This is a genomic window from Okeania sp. KiyG1 (genome assembly GCF_014132355.1).
Taxonomy (GTDB): Bacteria; Cyanobacteriota; Cyanobacteriia; order Cyanobacteriales; family Microcoleaceae; genus Okeania.
In genome coordinates this window covers 35,022-55,707 of sequence record NZ_BLZO01000042.1, presented here as the reverse complement: position 1 = coordinate 55,707, position 20,686 = coordinate 35,022, and the positions used below count along the sequence as shown (strand labels likewise).

Annotated in this window: 7 protein-coding genes and 1 pseudogene; 5 read left to right on the top strand and 3 right to left on the bottom strand. The window is 37.6% G+C overall.

Translation table 11 applies throughout. The annotated features are described in order from the left end of the window. Positions 1 to 164 precede the first annotated feature (164 nt). Positions 165 to 3,728, bottom strand: a complete 3,564-nt coding sequence (locus SAGCYANO_RS07205) for a family 10 glycosylhydrolase (RefSeq protein ID WP_237395911.1) — start codon at positions 3,726 to 3,728, stop codon at positions 165 to 167. A gap of 1,113 nt (positions 3,729 to 4,841) precedes the next feature. Here SAGCYANO_RS07205 and SAGCYANO_RS07200 point away from each other — a divergent pair. The 3 genes and pseudogenes from SAGCYANO_RS07200 (at position 4,842) to SAGCYANO_RS07185 (ending at position 8,509) form a co-directional block, all read left to right on the top strand. Further along, positions 4,842 to 5,018 carry a hypothetical protein gene (locus SAGCYANO_RS07200; protein WP_202219455.1) on the top strand — a complete coding sequence of 59 codons (177 nt, stop codon included), beginning with the start codon at positions 4,842 to 4,844 and terminating at the stop codon, positions 5,016 to 5,018. A 952-nt stretch (positions 5,019 to 5,970) separates the two neighbouring features. Beyond that, a pseudogene (locus tag SAGCYANO_RS49040) lies at positions 5,971 to 7,914 on the top strand (SUMF1/EgtB/PvdO family nonheme iron enzyme). A gap of 415 nt (positions 7,915 to 8,329) precedes the next feature. After that, positions 8,330 to 8,509 (top strand): hypothetical protein, encoded by a 180-nt coding sequence (locus SAGCYANO_RS07185; protein ID WP_202219453.1) that lies wholly within the window; start codon positions 8,330 to 8,332, stop codon positions 8,507 to 8,509. A 2,595-nt stretch (positions 8,510 to 11,104) separates the two neighbouring features. Here the strand turns inward: SAGCYANO_RS07185 and SAGCYANO_RS07180 are convergent. Continuing rightward, positions 11,105 to 13,816: an RNA helicase gene (locus SAGCYANO_RS07180; protein ID WP_202219452.1), complete on the bottom strand. Its 2,712-nt coding sequence runs from the start codon at positions 13,814 to 13,816 to the stop codon at positions 11,105 to 11,107. Between the two features lie 449 nt (positions 13,817 to 14,265). Then, entirely contained in the window at positions 14,266 to 15,210 is a 945-nt protein-coding gene (locus SAGCYANO_RS07175) for an RNA-guided endonuclease TnpB family protein (RefSeq protein ID WP_237395910.1), read from the bottom strand. A gap of 689 nt (positions 15,211 to 15,899) precedes the next feature. On the opposite strand from SAGCYANO_RS07175, the gene SAGCYANO_RS07170 reads away from it, so the two are divergent. Next, positions 15,900 to 17,408, top strand: a complete 1,509-nt coding sequence (locus SAGCYANO_RS07170; RefSeq protein WP_202219451.1) for an FAD-dependent oxidoreductase — start codon at positions 15,900 to 15,902, stop codon at positions 17,406 to 17,408. A 1,044-nt stretch (positions 17,409 to 18,452) separates the two neighbouring features. Further along, positions 18,453 to 19,838: a pitrilysin family protein gene (locus tag SAGCYANO_RS07165; protein ID WP_202219450.1), complete on the top strand. Its 1,386-nt coding sequence runs from the start codon at positions 18,453 to 18,455 to the stop codon at positions 19,836 to 19,838. Positions 19,839 to 20,686: the final 848 nt, after the last annotated feature.

The following is a 20,686-nucleotide window of genomic DNA, read 5'->3' as shown; positions in this document are numbered from 1 at the left end:
TGAGCTAACACCACTGTAATAATTAAAAGAGTATACCAACAAATATCACTACCAACATAACTAGCAAACTTAAACAGGACTTACGCACGGACACTAAATAGACTAAGGGCGAATGCCATTCGCCCCTACATTAGCGTTTTCAAAGTTAATTTGCGTAATTCCTGTCAAAATCTCCCACTTTTTAACCGCACCCGCTCCCCATAATTTAACAACATTTCCAAAGCAGCTAAACGATTTTGCCAAGTCTGAACTTGATAAGCATTTTCCCTCCCATGAACACTCATAGAACTCCTAAACTGTAACTGAAATCTTCTCAAACTATTTCTAGCTTGATTCAAATTACTATTATCCGGATTTTCAGCCAATTGATTCAAATCTGCTGCCAACTCCTCAGCTTGATTCCGCCAACTCTCAAGCTCAGACTTCCTCATAGAAAGTTGCTCATTTGCCAACAAAAAACTCCATTCCTTTTTCAAAGCTTGAAAACGATCTGCTGCTGCTGCAAACGGTTGTCGATACGGAATAGGACCCTCCACAACATGAGAAGGGTTCGCAAAAGCATTCAATGAAGCTCTACTATTCTTCCCTGTTTCCGGTCCTCCCTGAGTACGAGTCAAAAATCCATGTAACCCCCCAGTAATTCTTTCCGCAGCAAAAATAATATAACCCCCTGTAGGCAAATCCCTCGCCGCTTGAATTTGGTCAACCGCAACAATTTCAGGAATATTCAAAAGCTTAACTGCAGGCGTTATCAAAGTACTACCTAATACTCGCGTACTTGTCAGCGGTTGCGTAATTTGCTGAAAACGATTCGTATCCAAAGCATAAGTCATCGGAGTCAACAAATCAATATCACCCCTGAGAACCCAAGTATCCCAATCTTGCTGAATTTTATCAAACCGCTCATGACGTGGAAAAGGAAACACCGCCGCCGACAAAATTATCCTTGGATATTTCTGTTTGAGAAATCTCGAAGTATCCGCCACAAAACTATTAACTTGATTAATCTTAAACTCAGTCCACTTCCACCTATTTTGGCGATCGCGTGAAGAAATCTTCATCGGGTCTACACCATGCAACCGCTGAAACTGTTGACGAGCTATGGTGCTGTAACCATAAGAAAAATTCCGACCAGGATTTTGAAAAGGATAGCGAATATAGTCAAGTTGAATCCCATCAACCTGATAACGACTAGCAATTTCATCTATTATCCTCAGCAAATATTGCCGAACATAAGGATTAGCAGGGTCCATATATACCTTCCCATCAGAAGGATGTCTTTTCCGACCCCTTTTATCAGTCATCACCCAATCAGGATGAGCCGAAATCACCGGACCTAAATAACTATCTGGCTGACCAAGAGCGCGATTATGAGCTTTATTCCCCGTCGCAAACGTCCATATCCAAGCGTGTATCTCCATATTCCGCTCGCGAGCTAATTTAACAGCAGACTCAAGTGGGTCCCAGGAAATTGTCAAAGGATTCTGTCTGGGAGCAACATTACTGGGATAAATTGTGTAACCAGCATTAAGAGTTTCAAAGAAAACAGTATTAATACCAGCAGCAGCAAGTCGGTCAAAAACCATTGCCAAACCACGTTCTGACCGCGCCCTAACAATTGTACCCCTGTCTAACCACACAGCTCTAATTTCAGCCCCTGCTCTTTCTCCATCAGTGGGATAATTCTGCCACAACATTTGCCTTGTTTGCAGCCATTGATTTCTAGCAGTAGCATATTGTTTGGATGCCACTTGTTGGGGGAATCTTTGAATTGTCAAGCGTGCTCGTTCGACTATTTGTTGAGCATTACTTATTTCTCGATTTCTTTGAGCAATAAATGTACTACGATCGCTATTGGTAGCTACCAAACTACCTTTATCTGCTGACAAATTAACTTCTACATTTGCTGATTTTGCTGCAACTAAAGCACTTTCAAATCTACCCAAGAGATTATTTAACTCTTGCAACATTGCATTAGCTTCTGCTCTACTAATTGGATAGTTTCCCTGTCTGACTTCCAAACCCGCAGGTGCTGATTCTGATGAAGGGTCTGTTTGGGAGTTTGGTACTTGTACCTCTGGTGGGGGTAAAGGTCGGAGTATGGCAGCTAGGGGATTACGGCGAGAGGATGGTGTCGTTGTTTGTTGTCTGGATCTATTCCAAATATTGTCTCTATTATTTGCGGTTTCTGGAGTAGGGTTATCGGTTTCCTTGGTACTGATATTTTCAGTTGGTTGATTTTGTTGCTCAGTTTGCTGTCTAGCTCTGTTCCAAATATTGTCTCTATTATTTGCGGTTTCTGAACTAGAGTTTTCTAGTGAATTAACGACTCTTTCCTTAGTACTGATATTTTCAGCTTGCTGGTTTTGTCGGTCTATCTGTTCTCGATATCTGTTCCAAATGTTGTTACTCTTGGGAGCTGTATTTGTCTGTGAGGTTAAATTATTATTTTGACTACCTAGTGTTCCTGGTGGTTGATTTTGTTGTGGTGGTTTTTGTTCGGTGGTTGTCTTCTGTTGCTGACTTCTGAGCCAAATATTATCTTGCTCCGTAGTCGAATTTTGAGTTGTCGTCGGAGGTTGATTTATATTTGAATTTACTGGTGCAGTTTGAGGTTGAACTCTAACTTGATTGGTATTTTCAGTCGAGTTTTGAGTTGTCGTCGGAGGTTGATTTGAATTTACTGGTGCAGTTTGAGGTTGAACTCTAACTTGATTGGTATTTTCAGTCGAATTTTGAGTTGTCGTCGGAGGTTGATTTGAATTTACTGGTGCAGTTTGAGGTTGAACTTTAACTTGATTGGTATTTTCAGTCGAATTTTGAGTTGTAGTCGGTGGTTGACTTGTATTTGAATTTACTGGTGCAGTTCTAGGTTGAACTCTAACTTGATTCCTATTTTCAGTCGTTGTTGGTGCAGAGGAAATACGGGGTCTAATTTTAACCGGGTTAGTGCTAGGAGTAATGGGAGCAGTCGGTCTACTATTCGCTGTGGGTAATGGATTATTATTTCTAGCTGTAAATTGTGGCTGACTCTGATAACGATTTAACACAGCTTGCAACCAAGCACTATCTAACGTTGCAGAGGTATTACTACCCCAGTTCCAACCGAAGTAGGTTGCTTGAGGAGTAATTACTACCGCTGAAGAACCCGAACTTCCTTTCCAAATAGCTGCAGTTGTACTGCTTAACCCTGCCGGAATTAATACTCCACCCTCAACAGTATCTTGGTCATTTCCCATCGGTGCCCAACTGGTAGACTTTTTGCAAGCAATATCTAAACAACGATATCTTGCCTCCGGTATTGCAGGTTGACTCAAAGGAAACGCCCAATAAGACCCAAGGAGCGATCGCAATTCTTGCCTTACTCCTGGTTTAGATTTTCTCCCTACCTGGCCACTAGCTATTAATTTCCCTCCCTGTTTTACCCACTCTTCTATAATGTCTACTTGAGTTTCAGTTAAGGTTTCAATGTTTGGTAAAAAGATAACTTTCACCCCAGATAGGTCAGCTACTGTATTAATTTGTCTTAAATCAATAGGTTCATAACTGATACCTAGATTGCGTATTCGTGTAATGATGTTATTCCATTCATCTGTATTTCCATCATCTCGAATTATTCCTAATAAAGCATCAGCTCTACTTGGGGTCGGTAACAGTACAATTAAACTTAGTAAGGCACTTGTTAGTTGTGGTAAAAGTTGTTTATATATAGGCTTTTTTTTACTCATTACTCCTCTTGATTTAATTAAATAAGTATTCAAATAAAATTCATTAATAATTGCTTGAATTAAGAGGATATCTGAAAAGTTTTTTGATACTGAATTTTGCCCCCCTAGCCCCCCAACTTTGGGGGGAACAAGAGTAAATTTGCTTCTAAAATTCCCCCAATTTTGGGGGATTTAGAGGGCTTAGATGTAGCACATGGGACTTCTCAGACAACCTCTAATAGTTATTTTATTTCACAAGTTATTTCGTTCAGATAAGTTTTATTCGCATAAAATGGTTGAGAAACTCATATTTATCTATAAAATTAATTGCAATTCTCTACTTTAGTTAACTTCATAAATTTTATATTTATAAATATTAGGCATTTTGATTTAATCTTAAAAACTAATTTATTTAGCTGACTTGAGGCCAGTTTAATCTATTCTCATTTCCTCAAAATATGGTGGCAATGATCAATTATTTTTTTAACATATTCAAGCTTTTATGTCAAACAAGAATATTCACAGAATATAAATAATATAAGTACTTACTAGATTTTCAAAATTGTCTCATAATTTATTTAATCAATCTACAGGTGAAAATTAAGTAGTGTCTATTTATTCTTTATCAATAAATACAACTAACTTTCAGGAGAAAATTATATTTAATTTTCCATAATTTTCCTTAAGTATTTTGATATAACTTACTAAACTATTGCAATAAATGAAAGTTTTGTGTGAGTAATTTAGTAGTTTGATTTGAATGATGCAGAAAATATCTTGTAATTAAAGAAAGGCTGAACTCAGAAAAAACTTAAAACTTTCCAAGTGTTTAAAGATACAGTCTGAGACAAAGTAAACTCCTATAGAATCAAAACTACTGTTGATAATTAATAGATAATTACTATGACTATTTTTAGTATCGATAGGTACAAAAAATATATATATAAATCTAAATAGCTTTACAGATATAAGTTTTAGCTAGTTTGTAAAATAAAAATTAAAGATTATTGCCGATCAATAATTTTATAGATAGATCGCCTTTTTTACTTGGATAAGGCACAAAATTTAGGAGCTTAGGGAATAGGGAAGAGAGTAGGAACAAATACAAAACTAGGTGGGGAAAAACAACTTCTAGTGCAAAATCTTGATGAGAGGCGATCGCTCATCAAAAAAAAGCATTTTAATTATTCTGATTATTTAGATATCTCCAGAAAAGAGGGAGTAGTAGTTGCATACAACGTCCGTACAGAACAGGGGGAAATAATTGATGATTTGTGTACAATAATTGATTTAATTTTTGGGCGTTACTGAAATCTCCTTTGTTTGTAGTAGGGTTTTAGCCCATTAAATATTTATTCTATTTCTCAACTCCTACTACTAACTGGATACTGATAACTGATAACTGATAACTGAAAAAAGGGGGATTGACAAAAAAACTTGACATGATATCATAAATATAATGGGAAAGATGCGCTCATATATACTCAAAAAAATTAGGCCAAAAAAGCTATATTCCTCTACTAGGCAGTCTAATAACCGATAACAGAATTGATAATTCTAGAGAATAGGGAACAGAGTAGGAACTAATACAAAATCAGATTGGGAAAAACAATTTCTAGTACAAAATCTTAACGACAGGCGATCGCTCATCAAAAAAAGTATTTCAATTTAGATATCTCCACAAAAGAGAGAGTAGTAGGTACATTGCATGCAACGTCCGTACAGAGTAGGGGAAAATAATTGATGATTTGTGTACAATAATTGATTTAATTTTTGGGCGTTGCTGAAATCTCCTTTGTTTGTAGTAGGGTTTTAACCCATTAAATATAGGACTTACGCAGATACGCTATATATAGCGCTCATAACTATTGTCCAATAGTTATAGGACTCTATAAATAGTGCCTTTGTGTAAGTCATGAAATATTTATTTGATTTCTCAACTCCTACTACTAACTGGATACTACTAACTGGATACTGATAACTGATAACTGATAACTGATAACTGAAAAAAGGGGGATTGACAAAAAAACTTGACATGATATTATAAATAGAATGGAAAAGGTGCGCTCATATAGACTCAAAAAAATTAGGCCAAAAAACCATACTTGCCCACTAAAGTAATTAGTAATGAATGAGTTTAATTCTTTAATGCTAATTGTTGAAGAATAGCTGATAACTGATAACTGAATAAGAAGAAATCTAATAACTGGTAACTAATAACTAAAAAAGCTGATAACTGATAACTGATAACTGATAACTGAAAATGCAGTCTGGAAAAATCCTGAGAAACCACTACAAAATAATAGACACTCTAGGAAGTGGAGGATTCGGAGATACCTACCTAGCTCAAGATTTAGACTTACCAGGCAAACCAAAATGCGTAGTCAAACATCTATCACCCAAAACCTCAGACCCAGAAACATTAGCTATTGCCCAAAAATTATTTGAAACAGAAGCAGAAACCTTATATAAACTAGGCAAAGACTCAGACCAAATACCAAAACTATTTGCCCACTTCCAAGAAAGAACAGAATTTTACCTAGTACAAGAATATATCGAAGGGCACGATATAAGCAAAGAACTAACACCAGGAAAAAAATTAAGCGAATCTTACACCATTACCCTACTCAAAGGAATATTATCAGCATTATAAAAAGCTCATAAAAATAATATTATTCATCGAGACATCAAACCAGAAAACTTGATGCGTCGTAAGTCAGACAAAAAATAGTATTAATCGACTTTGGAGCAGTAAAAGAAATAAACGTATTAACCACAGCAAACCAACCAGGAACAACAACCTTAACCGTAGCAGTTGGAACCCCTGAATATATGCCAAGCGAACAGGCGATCGGTAAACCAAAACTGAGTAGCGATATATATGCAGTAGGAATGGTAGGAATAAAAGCACTGACTGGTAAAAACCCAGGAAATTTACCAAAAGACCCAAATACAGGAAATGTTATCTGGCGAAACGAAGCACAAGTAAGTAACTATCTAGCAAATATATTAGATAGGATGGTACATGAATATTTTCCACAGCGTTATGAAAATGCTACGAAAGTATTAGAAGCATTAAAGATTCAAACTCCACCACAACCAAAACCAGCACCAACAATTCAAACTCCACCACAACCAAAACCAGCACCAACAATTCAAACTCCACCAAAAACAAAATCCATACTCACACCACAACCAATAACTTCATCTATACCAAAAACTCAAACCCAACCTCATAAAAACAGAAGACAAATATTAATATTAGGAGGTTTAGCAGGAAGTGGGTTTGTAGCAGCAATATTAAGTAGAGGTGTCGAGAAGAAACCATCTCCAGAAATAATTTCTACTCCTCAACCAATACCAGAACCTTCTCCTCCACCACAACCAAGAGTTCCCATTCAGAAATTTACCACCGTCACAGTTAACAGCAGAGGAGAAGAAATAAGTAGTAGTGAAGGTCAAGCAGAAGTAATGATAGAAAATGTCGGCAATGGAGTCTCCCTGGAAATGGTAAAAATTCCTGCAGGTAGATTTCTCATGGGGTCTCCAGAGACGGAAGCAGGGAGATGGGATAGAGAAGGTCCGCAACATGATGTAGATGTGCCAGAATTTTTCATGGGGAAGTATCCAGTCACTCAAGCACAATGGCAAGCAGTCATGGGAAATAATCCTTCTAAGTTGAAAGGTACAAACCGTCCTGTAGAAAAAGTAAATTGGTACGAAGCGACAGAATTTTGTCAGAAACTCTCAGACAGGACAGGTAAAAAATATAGTTTACCCAGTGAGAGTCAGTGGGAATATGCGCGCCCGTGCAGGAACAACTACACCATTTTATTTTGGTGAAACTATAACGTCTGAGTTAGTTAACTACAATGGTAATCATCCTTATGCTGATGCACCGAAAGGAATATATCGTGGAGAAACAACAGATGTAGGAATTTTTCCACCCAATGCCTTTGGTTTGTATGATATGCACGGCAATGTCCTGAAATGGTGTCAGGATGTTTGGCACGATAATTATAATGGAGCACCTAATGATGGTAGTGCTTGGGAAACTGGAGGTAATAGTAATAGAAGACTGCTCCGTGGCGGTAGCTGGGTCAACAATTCTAGGGATTGTCGGAGTGCCGTGCGTTACAACCACGATGCCGATAAAGTCGTCAGCAATGGGGGTTTTCGGATTGTCTTGCCTGTCTCTGGTTCCTAGAATTCTTCCCCTTTGTTCTTTTCCTCTTTTTCCCTTTTCCCTCTTTTTCTTTTCTCTTTTCCCTCCTGCAGAGCGGGTAAATTTTTCTTCAGACCGAGAGAAGTTATTGTCAGACAAGGATTTTGCTACAGATGTAGGGATGATTAATCTGCATTCTGTGAAGCTCTAAAAATTAAGTCGGGCGGGAAGGAATTTCCCCTTGCATTCCTAAAAAAATCATAGTAGTATGTAATTATTGGGGGTTACTCGCCCCTGCGCATGACTTTTTATTCAACTCAAAAATAGCATTTCGCCACTGAATATATATAGAAGAGAAACTCACACCATCAAAACATCAGAAAAAATCTCATCTTGTGAAGCACTACTAAGAAAAGAAGTAGCGACAGGAAAAAAGAATATCTGGCACGGGAGCAAGATGCTCCGACTGTTACTGCCGCGCCTCGTAAAAAATAATCACAATGCACCACCACCAAATTTTCTACCATCAACACATCAATATATTTTATTTACTCATGTAGAAGCGATCGCTACCCTCAAGTCAAAAGTCAAAAGTCAAAAGTTAGAAGGCGCGAAATTAGAAGTAATCCCTGAGTGAGTTTGAGTTTTGATAATTACCCTAACCTATTTACCCAGTGCTGTATATTTACAAATAAAAATCATCATTTTATGAAGCTCAAAAAAATCGGCAAGGAATTTCCTGTTGCATCCCCAAAAAAATCATAGTAGTATGTAATCATTGGTGGTTACTCGCCCCTACGCATGACTTTTTATTCAATGCAAAAACAGCATTTCGCCACTGAACATATATAGAAGAGATACTCACACTATCAAAACATCAGAAAAATCTCATCCTGTGAAGCTTTCAAAAAAAGAAGTGGAAAAACTTTTACTCCATCAACACACCAATATATTTTATTTACTCATGTAGAAGCGATGTAGCTAACGCACTTGCTCCGCCAACGCTAGTATTGAATATCCACAAACAAAGAAAATCATCATTTTGTGGAGCTACAAAAAAATCGGCAAGGATATTCCCCTTGCATCCCCAAAAAAATTATGATAGGATTTAATCATTGGGAGTCGCTCGCCCCTATACATGACTTTTTATTCAACAAAAAAACAGCATATCGCCACTGAATATATATAGAAGAGATACTCACACCATCAAAGCACCAGAAAACTTATCATCCTGTGAAGCACTACTAAGAAAAGAAGTGGCGACACCAGCAAATTTTCACCTCATCAACACATCAATATATTACTCATGTAGAAGCGATGTAGCTAACGCACTTGCTCCGCCAACGCTATATTCAATATTCACAAACAAAGAGAATCATCATTTTGTGAAGCTCAAAAAAATCGGCAAGGATATTTCTCTTGCATCCCCAAAAAAATTATGATAGGATTTAATTATTGGGAGTTGTTCGCCCATACGCATGACTTTTTATTCAACACAAAAACAGCATATCGCCACTGAATATATAGAAGAGATACTCACACCATCAAAGCACCAGAAAAATATCATCCTGTGAAGCTTTAAAAAAAAGAAGTGGAAAAACTTTTACTCCATCAACACACCAATATATTTTATTTACTCATGTAGAAGCGATCGCTATATTCAATATTCACAAACAAAGAGAATCATCATTTTGTGAAGCTCAAAAAAATCGGCAAGGATATTTCTCTTGCATCCCCAAAAAAATTATGATAGGATTTAATCATTGGGAGTCGTTCGCCCCTACGCATGACTTTTTATTCAACGCAAAAACAGCATATCGCTACTGAATATATATAGAAGAGAAACTCACACCATCAAAGTAGAGGAAAATCTCATCTAGTGAAGCACTCAAAAAAAAAGAAGTAACAGCAGGAAAATTTTTCACCCCACCAACACATAAATATATTTACTCATGTATAAGCGAAAGCGATCGCTATATTCAATATTCACAAACAAAGAAAAATCATCATTTTGTGAAGCTCAAAAAAATCGGCAAGGATATTTCTCTTGCATCCCCAAAAAAATTATGATAGGATTTAATTATTGGGAGTCGTTCGCCCCTACGCATGACTTTTTATTCAACGGCAAAACAGCATATCGCCACTGAATATATATAGAAGAGATACTTGCACAATCAAAGCACCAGAAAACTTATCATCCTGTGAAGCACTACTAAGAAAAGAAGTGGCGACACCAGCAAATTTTCACCCCATCAACACATCAATATATTACTCATGTAGAAGCGATGTAGCTAACGCACTTGCTCCGCCAACGCTATATTCAATATTCACAAACAAAGAAAATTCTCATTTTGTGAAGCTCAAAAAAATCGGCAAGGATATTTCTCTTGCATCCCCAAAAAAATTATGATAGGATTTAATTATTGGGGGCTGTTCGCCCCTACGCATGACTTTTTATTCAACGGCAAAACAGCATATCGTTACTGAATATATATAGAAGAGATACTCGCACCATCAAAACATCAGAAAAAATCTCATTTTGTGAAGCATTAAAATAAAGAAATAACAACAGGCAAAATTTTCACCCCATCAGCCAGACAAGGATTTGGTCACGGATACACGGATGATTAATCTGCATTCTGTTAAGCTTCAAAAAACGGCAAGGTATTTCCTCTGAAAATGCACCACCACCAAATTTTCTAGCATAGGCAAATAAAGAGATAAAACTCCCTTCCCCCGTCGCGATAAAACTACGTTTTGCTGACGCATAGCTCCGCTAAACGCTCCGCGATCGCTCATCAAAATATAGAATCTGCATTCTGTGAAGCTCCAAAAAAACGACGAGGTATTTCCCCTTGCATCCCGAAAAAAATCATGGTAATATGTAATCATTGGGAGTTGTTCGCCCCTACGCATGACTTTTTATTCAACCAATACACAAAAATATAAACAGCAGTCGAAGGAAAAGGCACAGACATATCAAAAGCTGAAAACTCAGACAACACAAAATTCTTCTCTCTTGCCTCTTCCTTCTTAAAATCTAGGTAATTTAAACTCCTAGTACAGGATAACGGAAATAACTGGTTACAAAATCCTAAAAGCCTTACCAATCAATACTTTTGAGGGCGCCATTCGGAGCTTGGCGCTAGCCAATGGCATTTGCTTCGCATAACTATCGTTAACGCCCCTACGACTTTTGACTTCCGCGTAGCGACACTAGAAACTGCAACAATTACTTAACCTCCTCATTAACAGGAAAACGGTCTATCAACTGCATAGCCCGATAAGCATTCCGGCGCAAAACATCAGGTAAATGAGGCACATGAGGAATCTGAGAAAGAAAATCCAGAGTCCGACGTAAAATCCGGACAACATCACCCTCATCCAGACTCGTATTGTCCACCAACACCTGCCATTCCACCTCCAGTGCCCACTGTTCAACCAAACTAATCAAATCCCTCTCTAACCAAACAGGTAAACTTACCCGATAGCGACGCTGCACCTGAAATAACTGATGTCGTAAACTACGCAAACCACCCAAAGCATCGTCCACCTCCATAGACAAATCATAACGCGACCAACTATCAGGTCTGCTAATCTCAGTCACCAGAGCAGCACAAGCAGCAGCCAAATGATGAGGGTCCAGTTCATCAAGAACACCAGACATCAACGCCAAACCAAGCCACAATTCATTATCACCTCGGATCGCCGCACAAGCTTGACCAATTTCCGTAGGGACAACTTCATGCAGACAAGCAAAATATTGCAAAATTTCAATGAGATTGAGAAACTCCTGCCAATGACGAGCCAACTTATCCTCCAACTCAGTTTGGCGATCGCCTATTTCCATCTGCAATATACCCATTCGTCGCCAACCCTTCAACAAAATACGAGGACTTCCCCATTCCTTGAGCGGATGTTCCTGAATCTTTGCTTCCACCGTTGCTACTTTCTGCATTTGTACCAAAACTTCAGGAGCATCTATTGGTGGAGGTACCTCTGGAATTTGTTCAGATAAACTCAGATAAATTTCATCTGCTTTTCGACATTGCCCCAACCTAAAATCTATCTCAGCAGGCAATTCCATCTGTTCTACTGCCACTAAGCGGGGTACATCTGGGTGTAAACCGACAACATCCATAGCTGCCACCACATACCATCGATTATCCTTACCCAAACACACATAATAAGAAGACTGACCAGAACCAGGAACTTTAGTAACTAAAGCAGCAGCAATAGGTTTAGCATCAGACCTCTTCGCAGTAGGAACGTGCTTTCCTTTCAAACTCATAATAGTTCCCGATAGAGCAAAAGACAAAGACAAAGACATCTCCTTAATGCGATTTTCATCCGCTTGCCTTTGCAAAATTTTCAGCAGTCGTTTTTCTTCCTTTACTCTTTCTCGTATCTTCTCATAATCTCTCAGCAACTGCTCTAAATTTACCAAATCATTCTGTTCATAAATCCCCAATTTATTTTGCAAAGAAGTTAACTCTGCCTCTTTTTGCTCAATCTCTATGCGTTCTGCTTCCAAAGAAAGGGTAGATAAATATTGACCAAAACTACGTTCGACTAACTCCTTTGCTTCCTCCAAAGTATGGGTTTGTAGCAAATTCAGCACCATACCATAACTAGGAGTAAACTGACTAACCAGGGGGTCAGCTTCTGAAGTTGCTAAATAAGACGCCTCCTTCGCACCCTCAAACCTAGTTTGGACAGTTAAAACGTAACCTTGAACATCCATCCCCCGTCGTCCAGCTCTACCTGCCATTTGCAGAAATTCTGATGGTTTTAGCAGTCTGTGACCTTCATCCGTGCGTTTAGAGAGGCTAGAGATTACAGTAGTACGAGCTGGCATATTTATTCCAGCAGCTAAGGTTTCAGTGGCAAATACTACTTTGATTAAACCTAGCTGAAATAATTCCTCGACTAATCCTTTCCACACTGGTAACATTCCAGCATGGTGGGATGCTATACCTTTACTTAGGGGTTCGAGTTTTTTAGAGCGAGTTAGGTCTGGGTTACTATTGAGGAATTTTTGAATTAAATTTTGCAGTTGAATAGTTTCTGTTTCGTCCAGCAAAGTAAGATTGCTGACTTGTGCTATTTCTGCCACTGCGCGATCGCAACCTCGGCGACTAAATATGAAGTAGATAGCTGGTAACATATCCCGCTCTTTGAGTTGAGATAATACTGCCGGCAATATTGGCTCTAATTGTTTTTCTCTTCTATCTCTACCTATATGTCGATTTTTAGGCTTGAGCAAAGGATTTACTCTTTTTTGGTTGTTGCTCAGTAGAGGAAATAGACCTTTACTATTAGAAAAATTAAATTGGAGAGGTACTGGCCGAAAGTCAGAATAAATAAGTTCAGTTGGCCCATGTACTTTATTAATCCAATCTGTAAGCTGGTCGCTGTTGGCCACTGTAGCCGAGAGAGCTAATAGTTGAATTTCTGGTGGACAATAAATTATTAATTCTTCCCATACTGTGCCTCGTTGGCGATCGTTCATGTAGTGGCATTCGTCCAGGACTACGGCTTCTACTTTTTCTAGAGATGTGCCTATTTCTCCTATGGGAGTGCCATAGAGCATATTGCGGAATACTTCTGTAGTCATTACTAGGACTGATGCTTCCCTGTTAACGGAGGTATCTCCGGTGACTAACCCTACTTTGTCTGCTCCAAATTTGTCGCGGAAGTCCCGCAATTTTTGGTTTGACAGAGCTTTGAGGGGTGTGGTGTAGAATACTCGTCGCCCGCGACTTAGGGCACGGTAGATAGCGTATTCTCCAATTAGGGTTTTGCCTGAGCCAGTAGGGGTACAAACAACTACGGATTTTCCAGCGTTTACGGCGACGATCGCCTCTTTCTGGAAGTTGTCTAGTTCAAATGGAAATAAGGTCTTCAGATCCAGCTCTCGGCTGTTCTGGGTTGAGTATGACACTAATGTTTATTTTCTTGACTTTATACAGGTTTTATGATATTATCTATTTTTTTTAATTAACGATTGACTACTCCCCGGACTCAAGTCACGGGGATTCTAAGCAGATACTACGCTACAGGATAAATCCGTGTTGCTTCGTTTTTTCTTAGCTGACCAAAGATACGCTCTCTGGGGACAAGTCAAAGTGCCCCTACACAGTCGGCTTAAGTTTAACCTTAGCTTTCTGCTTACTTTTGTGATTATATTTGCAGCCCCGTTACAGTCTGCATTAATTAACCAATTATTACTACTTCTATACAAACCACGCTTTATTCTCTTTCCTGACGGTTTCCAATCATCGGGTTTTTCACCATAATTAGGTAGATAGTCACCATCTAAAAATGAAGCAATACTTGTATAACTTTCCTCAGTTTCTATAAATATAATCCCATACTCATCACATAATTGAGCTATTCTTTCTTTGAGTCTAGCTGTAGGAATTGGTACAAATTCTGAATTACTTTTTTTCCTAATTCTATTTGATTTTTCTGACCTTTATTCCAACCAAAAACAATTGTACCAATAGAATTTTCTAAACAATGATTAATGACTATCCTGGCTGCTTTATTAATACCGTCACGCATTTGGCGGTTACGAATTTCAGTAATGGCAGCTAGTTTATTTGACCAAAATCCTTGAGGCTGATTTTCTTTAATGGTTGATACTTGTTTATTGTACCAACGATTCATTGATTTAATCTGTTTCCCATCTACTATTAAGCTAGTATTTACATTGGATACACAGGTCAGCCAATTATTGACACCATGGTCTATTCCTAAGACATTTTCTTGATTTAATAGAGGTTTAACTATTACTTCTTTTTCATAAACAAATTCCCAATAAAAACATCTATTTCTCGGTAATATTCTCAGTTCTTTCAGAGATGAAAATTCTAGATTACTAGGCATTGGAATTAAAAAGCTATCTACTCCAAACCAGCGTTTACAGGTATTTCCTAGTGGTATTCTAATTTGATTATCTTTAAGCTTTAGTGCTTGCTTGGGGTAACTTACTGTAGCCATTCCCCCTTTTTTTCTGTAGTTAGGAATCTTTGGTCTGTCTGAGATTTTTCCTTCACGATAGGCAATAATAAGACCATAATAAGAGCGAAATGATTCAGCTACAGTTCTCAATATTTGTTGTGCTGCTTGAGAATATAAAATTTTATAGTGATTGTTCTTTTTGTAGACCTTTTCTAAGTCATACTTACCCAGAGTTTTGTGAGACTTAAAAAATAATTGCCGACCATAATATATTCCCATGTTAGTGAGCTTGTGAGACTGTTCACACAAGAATGTTAAGATAGCAATTAATTCGGGATTTTTACCTACTAAAACTTGCTGACAAGAGTACATTTGAAAGGAGGTATAGACGGCTTACACCTAAGTAATTGTAGCACAGGACTACTTTAGTTGTCTAGTCTAAACGACTCGGTTGTTTTCATCCCCCGGTTAAAACATGGGGGCTTTCAACGTGGCTTTTCGGTCAAATAAAACACATCTCCTTAAAATCCGACTCCTCGCCTTTCATCCATCGCTTAAAAGACGATGGCTTTCATGCTCCCGTGTTATTTAGGTAAAAAATAGACTTTATCTTTTAATTTTAACTACATCTCTCGAAGTAGAGTTCGCAGGCTTGAGGTTAGAAATCATTCAATAGAGGGTTTTCAAGAGGAAGATTAGTACAATTAATTTTTGACTTAAACAAAATTGAATATCTTAATGACATAGAATAATTTTTTATTCTAGAGATTAATTTTAAGATATTTTTAACTAATACTTTTACCGAATAATTAAGCTTTCAACCCTCTCTTTTAAAGGAAAAACAATAAAAAATTTTTCCTAGCGCATCAATCTTATTCAATTTAGAGAGAGGTAATTATCAATTATTAATTATCAATTATTGAAATATCCTTTCTCTTTCAAAATGTTATTTATGCACAGCCTTGACAACTACTATAAAATTAAGCAAATTGGAAAACTAGGCTGAAAATTGGCTCTAGAAAATCTAAAAAATTCAGTAATTTTTGACTTAAAAAAGTAGTATGACAACAGAAATTAAAACTCCAAAAATAGTAGTAGTTGGGGCTGGTTGGGCTGGTTTAGGAGCCACTCACCACCTAGCCAAAAATGGCTATGACGTTACACTTCTAGAAGCTGGCCCTTATCCCGGTGGTTTAGTCGCTGGTTGGAAAACTCCCGGAGGCCGTTCTGTAGAAGTGGGCATACATGGTTTTTGGTATCCCTACCATAACATATTTTCTCTTGTCAAGAAATTAAACCTCGATCCATTCACTCCCTGGACTCGTTCAGCTCAATATTCTCCTGCTGGGTTAGAGGTAGAATCACCTATTTTTCAAGACTTACCACTTTTACCAACACCTCTTGGTACTTTTATTTATACTCAATTTAAACGATTGCCCTTGAGCGATCGCCTTTCTGCTCTTCCACTGCTTTATTCTGTAATAGATTTTGATAATTCGGATGAAGCTTGGCGAAGATATGACTCAGTAACAGCAAGAGAATTATTCAAACAATATGGCGTGACAAAAAGATTATATGATGATGCTTTTAATGCCATGTTATTAGTTGGTTTATTTGCTCCGGGCGAACAATGTTCGGCTGCTGCTGCATTGGGAATGTTATATTATTTTATCCTAGCTCACCAACCAGATTTTGATGTAGTTTGGTGTCGCGGTACTGTAGGAGAAATGATATTTAAACCTTGGGTAGAAAATATCGAAAATCTAGGTGGAAAAGTTCTGACAAAACAGCGAGTTACTGACTTAATTGTTGATGATAATGGCAAAGCGACAAAGGTTGTTTGTGAAGACCAAATATTTGAGGCAGATGCGGTAATTTTTGCTGTTGGTATTAGTGGAATGAAAAAGATTCTGGCAGGGAGTGAGGCTCTACAAAGTCGTCAAGAATTTAGGAATATTAATAATTTAGGTGGAGTTGATGTATTAGGAACCAGATTATGGTTCGACCGAAAAATTTCAATTCCTCGTGCTTCTAATGCTTGTTTTGGATTTGATACAACTACAGGTTGGACATTTTTTGATTTGAATACTTTACATGACGAATTTCGCCATGAACCAGGAACAGTTGTAGAGGTAGATTTTTATCATGCTAATCAGTTTTTACCTTTGAGTGATGGGGAAATTATTAAAATGGTACAGACTTATTTAGCAACTTGTATTCCAGAATTTATAGAAGCAGAAATTATTGACCAAAGTGTGGTTAGAGTTAGAGAAGCAGTCACTCACTTTTTTCCTGGAAGTTATCAATATTTACTCCCTGCTAAAACAAGTTTTGACAATGTATTTATGAGTGGAGATTGGATTGTTAACCGTCACGGTTCATGGTCTCAAGAAAAAGCTTATGTGACGGGTTTAGAAGCAGCTAATTTAGTAGTAGATAAGTTTAAGGTAGGACAGAAAGCTAATATTATTCCCGTGGAAAAAGATGAAGAGCATATTCAATTTGCCAGGAAAATTAATAAGTCTTTCAGAGAGATAGGGAAATCAATATTTCCTAATATTTGGTTGTAGTATCATGTTCACTTGAATACTTATACTAATTCCTCAAAGTAACGCTATACTTGGGTCAAACTTCAGTTATTAATTAATCAAAACAGGTAAAATCACCTTTTTGCTAAAAATAGCCCAATTAATGTTAATTATTCTTACTTTTACTTCTCCCCTACTCCCCCACTCCCCTACTCCCTCCTGGGAGGGGTTAGGGGTGGGTCCCCTGCTCAAAAAAATGTAGAAAAGTTTTTGATAAATGCTATTATACCTTGATGGAAGGAAGGCAGAAGGCAGAGGGCAGAAGTCAGAAGGGAATATTGGTTCAAAGGGAGAAGGTTTTTTTATAAAGCTATTACCCGTACAGGAATAAAACTCACTCCTAACCCCTCCCAGGAGGGGGATTAAAAATAATAAGAATTAACATTAACTTGCCTTAAAGTAGCAAAAAAGTTATTCGATATAAGTTAATTACTTAATAACTGAAGTTCTAATGAAGTATAGGATTATTTTTTGGAATCGGTATAACTATATTGATAGTATTCGAAGGAAAAGGTGCGGACAGATCAAAAGTCTAAAACTAAGACAAAACAATATTTTTCCTTCTTGCCTCTTCCTTCTGCTATAAAAATCAACTAAAATCGCCAAAAATTTGCCAGGACTTAGGCATTAACAATAGATATAGTCCTTTGTGCGTTACCGAAAAATTGTGGTTGAAAGCCTCCTCTTTTAAGAGGATAAAAAGCGGTCGAGGGATGGATGGGTTTCCTAACCATATCCAATCGACCAAGAGAAGAAAAATTTTCATGATTATTCAATCCTATCCGTTTTAAAGGAGAGGTAATTCTAAATTCTAAATTCTAAATTCTAAATTCTAAATTCTAAATTCTAAATTCTAAATTCTAAATTCTTGAAGCTACCGCTAACACACCCTACCAATAGCGTTCATGCGTGAGTCCTGAATTATTTCTCCCTGTTCCCTGTTCCCTGTTCCCTGTTCCCTCTTTTCTAGAGATGTCTAATATATTGAAATATATTGAGAAAAGTAAACCACAGAAAAAATCAAGAATGACCTCAACCCTAGTCCAACCAACCCTCGAATCTCTCAACGCCCCTACTATCCACCAATTACCCAATGGACTTACTATCATTGCCGAACACTTACCAGTTGAAGCAGTTAATCTCAATATTTGGTTAAACGTTGGCTCTGCAGTTGAGTCTGAACCAATTAATGGTATGGCCCATTTTCTCGAGCATCTAATTTTCAAAGGCACTCCCAAACTCCCTGGTGGTGAATTTGAACGCTTAGTGGAACAACAAGGTGCTGTAATGAACGCCGCCACTAGCCAAGACTACACCCACTTTTACATTACCACTGCTCCTAAAGACTTTGCCAAATTAGCACCTTTGCAGTGGGAAGTACTCCTCAATGCTAGTATTGCTGATGACCCTTTTGAAAGAGAGCGGTCTGTTGTACTGGAAGAAATTCGGCGCTCAAATGATAACCCTAACCGTCGTTGTTACCGAAAAGCTATTGAAACCGCCTTTGAAAAATTACCCTATCGTCGTCCGGTATTAGGTCCTGTTGAAGTTGTTTCTCAACTGCAACCCCAACAAATGCGCGACTTTCACCATACCTGGTATCAACCTACTTCCATGACTGCCACTGTAGTCGGAAATTTACCAGTAGAAGAATTGATTGATATCGTTGCCAACTCATTTACCGAAGCTGAAAACAGACAAAATATTCCAGAAATACCTCCACTACCACCCAGAAATAATTTAACCCCAGAACCACCTTTTACAAAAATAGTCCGCCATGAAGTCGTTGACGAAGCTCTTCAGCAACCTCGGTTAATCATGCTTTGGCGAGTACCTGGGTTAACTCAATTACATGAAACTTATACCTTGGATGTATTGGCGACTATTTTGAGTCGAGGGAAAACATCTCGCCTGGTGCGTGACTTACGAGAAGAGCGAGGTTTAGTTTATTCTATTGGTGTGAGTAATATGAGTCATCGTCATCAAGGAGTTTTCTATATTTCTGCTAGACTTCCAGAAGAAAATTTAGCTGAAGTAGAAGCAGCGATCGCTCACCACATACATACTATCCAACAAGAGTCAGTGACAGAAACAGAAATTCAACGTATTCGGACATTAGTTGCCAACAGGTTTGTTTTTGCCAATGAGACACCAAGCGATCGAGCTAATTTATATGGTTACTATCACTCAATAGTGGGAGACTTAGCACCAGCGCTAAATTATCCTCAACATATTCAGGCACTAGACTCATCAGATATTCAACAGGCGGCATCAAAATATTTGTCTGTTGATGCTTATGGAGTAATAGCGTTTCGACCTATAGATTCAATTCAAAATTCAAAAGTCAAAAGCGAGTGCGTAATTATGAGGAAACCTCAGAATGCAAGACGCACTCAAGACAGTCAAAAGTAAGAATTTTCAAGTTATATCAAGCGTGAAAAAAGAATGCTACAAAAAGGTAGATATTGCTCGGATATGCTTAAAAATAGCTGCTCCAGTTCATTTTAGATAGTTATATCTATCTTTTTTCCCTTTTTTTCAATATTTATCCCTTCTTCCTTCTTTCATAGGGACGCCCTTATGCAACGTCCCTACCATTTGTAACAAACATTTATCACGCTTGGTATTAAAAGCTAATGCACAATTTTATACCATTTTTTAAAAATAATGTTACGAATAATAAGCACTATAAAAAGACTTTTAAATAAAATATATTTCACTAAAAAAATGATTTTAAACATTAAAAATAGTATTAAATATATCTATAATCCATTCTAAAACCTAAATCATGAATTATAAAAAATGCCATAACTATTTGTAGCAAACATTTATCAATTTGGTATTAGCTGTGTCAGTTTAGATTCAATTCAAAAGTCAAAAGTCATTCATCGAGTGCGTAATTCTGAGGTTTCCTCAGAATGCAAGACGCACTCAAGACAGTCAAAAGTAAGAATTTTCAAGTTAAAACCTAATGCACAGTTTTAGCTGTGTCAGTTTAGATTCAATTCAAAAGTCATTCATCGAGTGCGTAATTCTGAGGTTTCCTCAGAATGCAAGACGCACTCAAGACAGTCAAAAGTAAGAATTTTCAAGTTATACCAAGCGTGAAAAAAGAATGCTACAAAAAGGTAGATATTGCTCGGATATGCTTAAAAATAGCTGCTCCAGTTCGTTTTAGATAGTTATATCTATCTTTTTTCTCTTTTTTCAATATTTATCCCTTCTTCCTTCTTTCATAGGGACACCCTTATGCAACGTCC